The sequence below is a fragment of the Candidatus Desulfatibia sp. genome, assembly GCF_036446775.1.
Lineage (GTDB): Bacteria > Desulfobacterota > Desulfobacteria > Desulfobacterales > UBA11574 > Desulfatibia_A.
The window spans coordinates 1-7,432 of the sequence record NZ_JAZFTO010000355.1 but is presented as its reverse complement, the minus strand read 5'-3'; the positions used below and the strand labels follow the sequence as shown (position 1 = coordinate 7,432).

Annotated in this window: 9 protein-coding genes; 5 read left to right on the top strand and 4 right to left on the bottom strand. The window is 43.3% G+C overall.

What is annotated here, in order from left to right; genetic code table 11:
- The first annotated feature begins 255 nt into the window (after positions 1-255).
- On the top strand, positions 256-654 hold the full coding sequence (locus V3S16_RS16355) for an EcsC family protein (RefSeq protein ID WP_413886872.1): 399 nt from the start codon (positions 256-258) through the stop codon (positions 652-654).
- Positions 655-1,066: 412 nt separating this feature from the next.
- Positions 1,067-1,354, top strand: coding sequence for a hypothetical protein (locus V3S16_RS16350; protein WP_413886870.1), 288 nt, complete (start codon positions 1,067-1,069; stop codon positions 1,352-1,354).
- Between the two features lie 508 nt (positions 1,355-1,862).
- Here V3S16_RS16350 and V3S16_RS16345 read toward each other — a convergent pair.
- The 3 genes from V3S16_RS16345 to V3S16_RS16335 all read right to left on the bottom strand — a co-directional run bounded on the left by V3S16_RS16345 (position 1,863) and on the right by V3S16_RS16335 (position 3,514).
- A complete protein-coding gene (locus V3S16_RS16345) occupies positions 1,863-2,294 on the bottom strand; it encodes a putative toxin-antitoxin system toxin component, PIN family (RefSeq protein WP_413886868.1) in 432 nt (143 codons plus the stop codon).
- On the bottom strand, positions 2,281-2,775 hold the full coding sequence (locus tag V3S16_RS16340; protein ID WP_413886866.1) for a helix-turn-helix domain-containing protein: 495 nt from the start codon (positions 2,773-2,775) through the stop codon (positions 2,281-2,283). The genes V3S16_RS16345 and V3S16_RS16340 overlap by 14 nt, the downstream gene beginning before the upstream one ends.
- Before the next feature lie 301 nt (positions 2,776-3,076).
- Positions 3,077-3,514: a SoxR reducing system RseC family protein gene (locus V3S16_RS16335; RefSeq protein ID WP_413886864.1), complete on the bottom strand. Its 438-nt coding sequence runs from the start codon at positions 3,512-3,514 to the stop codon at positions 3,077-3,079.
- Positions 3,515-3,751: 237 nt separating this feature from the next.
- Between V3S16_RS16335 and V3S16_RS16330 the strand changes: the two genes are divergently transcribed.
- Entirely contained in the window at positions 3,752-4,576 is an 825-nt protein-coding gene (locus V3S16_RS16330) for a purine-nucleoside phosphorylase (RefSeq protein ID WP_413886862.1), read from the top strand.
- 65 nt (positions 4,577-4,641) lie between these two features.
- Here the strand turns inward: V3S16_RS16330 and V3S16_RS16325 are convergent, their stop codons facing one another.
- Positions 4,642-5,046, bottom strand: a complete 405-nt coding sequence (locus V3S16_RS16325) for a response regulator (protein WP_413886860.1) — start codon at positions 5,044-5,046, stop codon at positions 4,642-4,644.
- A 593-nt stretch (positions 5,047-5,639) separates the two neighbouring features.
- Between V3S16_RS16325 and V3S16_RS16320 the strand changes: the two genes are divergently transcribed.
- Positions 5,640-6,761: an MlaE family lipid ABC transporter permease subunit gene (locus V3S16_RS16320; RefSeq protein WP_413886858.1), complete on the top strand. Its 1,122-nt coding sequence runs from the start codon at positions 5,640-5,642 to the stop codon at positions 6,759-6,761.
- A gap of 10 nt (positions 6,762-6,771) precedes the next feature.
- The coding region (locus tag V3S16_RS16315; protein ID WP_413886856.1) for an ABC transporter ATP-binding protein at positions 6,772-7,432 on the top strand (661 nt) is incomplete at its 3' end.

The window sequence follows — 7,432 nt, the reverse complement described above, 5'->3', positions numbered from 1 at the left end:
TCAGAAGAATACGATGCAGTTTTTTACTCCGCCCTTTTTTCACCGGACATTCTCGTCCACGGCCGGCACGCAATTAATCAAAAAATAGTTTCACCACATCGTGTTTGGTGTCGCATCTTGAATTGTGAATATTATTCAAGACGCGACACCATTTTCTGAGGTCGCAAGCTGCTCTCCGAACAACTGGAGAATATCTACACCCTCATTGGGCAAACATCGGCGCCATAACATAAGCTGGAAGGGAAACGAATCAAAATGCCCCTGTCACAAAACGAATTGGAGGATCTGAAATATGCAAAAGAACTTTTAGAAAACCCGGGGCTGGCTGCAAGAATCAGCAATGCATTGGGCACAGCTATTGATAAAGGGTTTGGGCTTCTGCCCGCCAAATGGTCAGATGTGGTTCAACAGGCTACACAAGAATCATTGCGCAAGGCACTGGAATTTGCGGTCATGACCATGGATGATCGGCCAAGGGCATCTTCTTGGAGTTTTGGGCACAAAATGCTTGCTGCAACTTCCGGTGCAGTAGGTGGCGCCTTTGGCCTTCCAGCACTTACGGTGGAGTTGCCTGTCTCAACAATCATCATGCTCCGTTCCATTGCCGATATCGCGCGGAGCGAAGGTGAAAAGATCAAAACGCTCGAAGCATAGATCATTTCCAAGACATGGCCCGGGGGGTCACTTTATTGTACGCCGACTTGAGAGGGTCTACGGGACTGACGAGGTTAAACGTCAATACGAGAAACTGTGATTAGCAAGGGGGGCATCCCTTAAAAAAACAAGTTGTTGAGTATCTGGGTTCGATCCAAGACAATAGTTTGATATTACAATAAAAGTCGTCACTATAGCTTGTGTTTTTTGATTAGAAGGGCTATATTTATATGAAAATGGCCTTTTTAAGAAAGTGGTTGTGAGATGCTAGGTGATAAACGGCGCCACATCCCTGGTTATGCGTGGCACATCACTCCAGCAAAAATTTCTTCGCATTTAACGGTACAAGACATTATTTTTCAAGAAACTTGACGCAATCAAATAAAAAGGCCTATTTTAAGAGGATTAAAAAATGAATAGACTCCCAAAAGAAACAAAGAAGGATCTCAAGGAAGAAGCTAAGGAATGGGACAGGACGATTGCACAAGAGAGTCCTGAACATGTTCAAAAAATGCTCGATCAAGCAGAGTCTTTTAAGATTCCACGGCCTCCTCGTCAGCCGGTTTCCATTCGTCTGGATCCATTTGATATTGCTATGGCAAAACGCATTGCCAGAAGAAAGGGTGTTCCCCACACCCAACTCATGGCCACCTGGCTTCACGAAAGAATTGAACGCGAAAAAGGGGTTAGTCCCAACTAATTGCACGTCTCGGCAGAAGTATGTTAAGTCTCTATTTTTAAGTACATTCTGCCAAGCTAAGGATCACTGATGCGTTGGGAACAGCTATCTTTATGCATCATAGATCCGGTATGGTTTTAATATACTTTTCCAATCGATCCATCCCCTCGGCTATATTTTCCAGGGAGGTTGCATATGAAAATCTATGCATTTATAACATCCCAATAATTCTAAAGATTGTCCTCAAAAATATTTTATTCAGAAAAAAATGGGAGGATTAAACAAAATCAACCTGTAGTGTTCAAAAACTCATCGGTATGTAAGCAAGTGGAATTTTGGAGGATAACAATAAAACAGGGAGGTTTCACTGTCTGTTTCGGTCGTTCATGCAGGTTGCGGAATGATAATGAACGACTGGTTTGGGTCCCAGGAAATGCCGAATATGGGTGTGCTAAATCCAGTGAGCCGGTTTACGATCTCTTTGAACTTCAATCGCCTTCCTTTTAGGCCGTCTTTTTGTCAGACGCTTTTATTTGGCTTTCACCTTTTTGATGAACGTTGTGGCATCGATGATCTGGATGCCGTGAAAATGTTTGATGTTTCTTAGATGCGGGTCTCTGGAGACAATGTATTTTGCATTTCCCTCCAAAGCACATGCAATGAACATATCATCTTTGGGATCTTCAGTAATGCCCTCAACACTATAAGTGCCTTTGGTAATCACAGAATTTTCTATAATCATACCGATAAACTCATCAATATCTTCTTCTGAAGGCTTAAATCGCTTGATAATGTGTGGATAATGAAGGACTTCGTACAGCTCCTTGAGAATCGCTTTTGATGTAACCAATACAAAGGCCCTATCGGCAATCAGGTCCCTGAGTTTTTTGGCCACGCCTTCTTTTGCAAAAGCCACGCTGACCATTACGCTGGTATCGATCACCGCCTTAAGAATGGGCATATCTTTTTTCCCTTACTGCCGCTACCGCTTCATCAATTACACTGTCGATCTCGTCTTGGGAATAATCCTTTGCCCCTTTTGCCAGTTTATCGGTAATTTCTCTAAATCGTTCTGACCAAGATTTTTCAATCCTTGGCCGCATCATTTTCTCAACCTGATGCTTCACAATAACCCCCTCAAGCATTTTTTTGACGACGTATTTTTCTTCTTCCGCCATGGCAGATATCATCTCAAACTGTTCCAGAAGCTCGCGGTCAATAATTTTGTTAGACGCCACTCCTGTGATTTTTTCAAAAACCATTTCATCAATTGAGACGCCAAGCGTTTTAGCCAGCTTAATGATGACCTCCAGAGAAGGTGAGGACTTATCGGTCTCATAGCGCCTTATCTGAGAAATTGCCACGCCGCTAAGTTTTACCAGGCCTTCCTGGGTTAAGCTTTTTTCTTTTCTAAATTTTACAAGATTTTTTCCAAAAAACATAATTGATCACCTCCATTAAGGATATATCTGTTTCGAATATGTTCAGCTCGCATCAGGCATTAAATATACCTAATTAAGGATTATATTATTTATAATCATATATCAACATATTTTCCATCAACTCCTTAAAAAATCGGAATTTGGATTTCGATACGACAGAAACAACCTGTACTATACAAAAACTCATCCGTACGTAAGCAAGTGGAAATTTGAAGGATAACGAGAAAAACAGGGAGGTTATGCCGCTGTAGATATCGGCCCGGCCGGCGCACATGTTATGTGAAGTTCGGGTTAGGCCCTTTTACTGCCGTTTTAAGATCCGAGTTATTTTTGGGCGGTATTCATCTTTTTGAGCCATGCGATTCCCTTTTGATTTGACGAACAAAAAAGATAAACCAAAAAATAAAAAACCGCCTGTCGCCGAAACGATTGAGGTATCCAAATTCACTGCCGGCGCCAGCTGCATGCCGGCAAAAGCCCCCAAAAGCATGCATATTATCGGAAAGACATAAAGCAAAAAAGCAGCTTTTAATAATGCGTATGTGTCGAAACTGAGCACAACCCGGTCGCCGACCTGCCCGCCGGCGGCATTTATGGCTTGCACTTCCATATCTTCTCCGCCGCTCATGGTGCTGCATGCTCCCCGGGACGAACACCCCTCACAGGCTTTTGTTTTTTGCGTTTTTACCCAGGCAGTGCTGGAATCTATCTTTAAAATTACGCCTTCTTCTGTTGCCATACGGGGAACCTCTACTTGCGCTCAATTAGGATAATAGGCTGTTGTTTCCATATGATAACACTTTTTTTAGGAAAGTCACCTCGTGAATTTCTCATAAATATTTTCAGCTACCTTTTAAGCATTTATACAGGCAATAATCAACCTGCTAAATGTGATGAATTCGCAAAAGTCCAATTCATCAAAGCGATCGAATTTGTTTGCTTGACCGCATTAAAACCCTGGATTAATATCGCAGCTATGAAAAACTATAAGCACAAAGCCGTTGAAGCAGCGCAATTCTTAAAGGGTCATATTGAAAAGCTTCCTAAAATAGGCCTGCTGACCGGCACCGGCCTGGGCGAAAGTGCAGCAGCGCTGGACATATCTATATCTTTTGAGTACAAAGATATCCCCCATTTTCCCGCCACTACGGTGCAAAGTCACTTCGGCAAACTTCTTTTCGGCAGCATACGAGACAAGCCGGTCATTGCCATGCAGGGCCGCTTTCATCTCTACGAAGGCTACTCGCCGCTTGAAGTTACCCTTCCTGTCAGGGTTATGCAGGAGCTGGGTGTTAAAACCCTGATCCTCTCCAATGCCGCCGGCGGACTTAACCCTAAGTTGCAAACAGGGGATCTGATGATCATTGCCGACCACATTAACCTGACCGGTTCAGATCCACTTGCCGGGCCCAATGAAGAGAGCTGGGGCGCCAGATTCCCCGACATGACAGACGCCTACGATAAAAAACTTATAGCTCTTGCGGAAAATGCCGGAGGGGATGCCGGTATCAGATTGCAGCAAGGTGTATATGCCGGACTCCAAGGTCCGTCCCTGGAAACACCGGCCGAAATTCGCTTCTTAAGGACCATTGGTGCCGATGCAGTCGGCTTTTCGACCGTGCAGGAGGTCATCGCGGCGGTCCACGCCGGGATACAGGTCCTGGGCCTGTCAATTATCACCAACGTTCATGACCCGGATGCGCCGGCTCCCGCAGTGGTGGAAGAGATCATTGCCGTGGCCAACGATGCCGCTCCCGGATTGGCAACGATCATCCGCAAAGTCGTTGAAAAAACGGGATAATGGAATGGTAGGTATTTAAAGTGTGATGAATTCGACTTTTTACGAATTCATCATAAGGATAGATGTTACATTAAATCGAAGTCTTCAACGTTCCATCTTGCAATTTTTTCAAAAGCATGCCTGGCCGCCTCCAAAAGTACATCCAGATTAACCGGTTTGGTAAAAAAATCTTCAAAACCAACCTTGCGGCAATCTAAAAGGCTATACAGGTCAACATGGCCGGTTAGAGCATAGATAACGGCAACCGAATTTTGCTTGCGAACCTCCTCGCAAAGCTCCATGCCGTTCTTTCCCGGAAGGTGGAGGTCGAAAAACATAACCATAATGCTTTCTTGCCTCAAAATTTCTATAGCTTTTTCTGCATTTTTAGCCACCCTAACCACATAACCGGCTTTACTGAAAGCACGCTCCAGCATATGCAAAATGGCTTCTTCATCTTCCACAAACAATATTTTTTTCTCTTTTTTCATCTTCTCTTATTAATTCCATATGATATAACTTTTTGCAAGGCCTTTCATGGCATTATTTGACAAATCACAAATATTTGGTCACCCTTAGATAGCGTAGTTGATAGCGCCTTTTTTGAAAAATTCTGAAGCCCGACGATTTTCCAAACCATAACTTATTGAGAAGTTACTTAAAACCTAAAACTTAAAACGTTCGTAAAAAGAGAGTTTTTTCCTTTTTACGACGCCATCAATATTGAGACTTTGCCTTTTCTTGTTTAGATGATATGATTGCAAAATCAGTATATAATTAAAACAAAACATACGAAACCCTAAACCCTGGTGAATTCGATTTTTACGAATTTATCAAACTTATTTAATCGGAGCCTGTGAAATATTTAGCGAATAAGAGATTTTATAACTACAAGTTTGACTTTGAGATCGGATATCTTGTCAAGAGCCCCTGTAAGGAATGCGACGGCAGAAAGATTTTTCCTGAATGTATAGATGAGTGTAATATACTTGACGAAATACATACGGCTTTGTCAGAAGTAGTTTCATGTGCTCGAAACTATTAAGTATATCAATCTATTGGCATGTCAACCACGGAGCATCTTTTGTCAGGTTTTTACGAAATTTCAGAAAAAGATAAAGGTGAGCTCGTTGTTCGCTTTAAAGGGAGAATGGATATTGAGAGTTCAACTTCTATTCTCGATGAACTTCATTCAATGATCGCGCAAAAGTCTCCTGCCTTACTTGCCGTAGACCTTGACAAGGTAACGTATTTTGATGATTTTGGAGCACTTGTTCTGATTGAGTTAAAAAATGCAATGACATCCCGGGATAGCCGTTTCAAAATCATTGGCACCCAAGAACGGATTAAAGACATCCTTGCCCTGGTTGACTTCGATGCATTTGAAAAATGTCTCCTCGTTAAAAGAAAGCACTCAGAAAATATTATCATTCGTCTCGGTGCTGAAACTCTGACTCAAGCATCCAATTTAAAATTTTTGGTTTCTTTTGTCGGTTCTGTCTTCCTTTCCTTTTTGCATGTCTTTCTTCATCCAAAATCGTTGCGTGTGAATGACACCATCGCCTGCATGGAGAAAACCGGTGTTAATGCCCTGCCGATTGTGGGAATGACAAGTTTTCTTCTCGGTCTTGTCATAGCCTTTATGTCATCGCTTCAACTCCAGCAATTCGGTGCCAATATTTATGTTGCTTCGCTGGTTGCAATTGCCATGGTATCAGAACTCGGGCCCATTATGACGGCCATTGTCGTAGCCGGAAGATCAGGTTCCGCTTTTGCCGCTGAAATCGGGACCATGAAAATTTCAGAAGAAATCGACGCCCTGGTCGCCATGGGATTTAATCCTACTCTATTTATCGTAGTTCCCAGGATTATAGCTTCCGTAGTTGTGATACCACTGCTGACGCTTTTTGCAGACCTTTTTGCAATCGCCGGAGGTCTTGTGGTCGGTGTCTTCTTGTTAGATCTGACGGCGAATGCTTATATCAGCCAGACCCTGCAAGCTCTTACACTTTTTGAGGTCTGTTGGGGATTGCTGAAAAGCGTGGTCTTTGCGCTTCTGATCGTCTTAATTGGATGTTTACGGGGGTTCCAGACCAGAGGCGGTGCTGATGCTGTGGGTAATGCCGCCACCTCGGCGGTAGTCAGCAGCATTTTTTTTATTATTCTTTTTGATTCTATTTTTGCCGTAGTTCGCAGTTTCTGGTAATCAGCAGCAGATGATGGAAAAACAAAAGATCATCCGCGTAACAAACCTTAGCGCCCGCTACGATGAAGAGGTTATCCTCGACAATATCAGCCTGGATGTTTTTAAAGGAGAAATTCTCGTGATCCTGGGCGGCAGCGGATGCGGGAAAAGTACGCTGTTAAAACACATGGTTGGATTGTCCGAACCATACGCGGGCCAAGTATATATTGACAATGTCGATATTACTGCATGTAATGATGAGGACTTTCGCAGTACCTTAAGAAAGATCGGTGTTCTGTTTCAGAGTTCGGCCCTTTTCGGTTCAATGACTATTGCCGAAAATGTAGCCCTGCCGATTATGGAATACTCTACACTTTCCAGAGATTCAATCAATAACCTCGTGCGCATGAAACTCTGCATGGTCGATCTTGCCGGGTATGAAAATTATCTGCCTTCCGAGCTGAGCGGAGGCATGAAAAAGAGAGCCGGACTTGCCAGGGCCCTGGCCCTTAACCCTAAGATTTTGTTTCTTGACGAACCCACAGCGGGGTTGGATCCTGTTATGTCGGCTGAAGTAGATGAATTGATCGTTAAACTGAATAAAAACATCGGCACAACCGTGGTAATCGTTACGCATGAACTCGACAGTATTTTTAGTGTTGCGCAGCGGGTGATCATGCTGGATAAACATA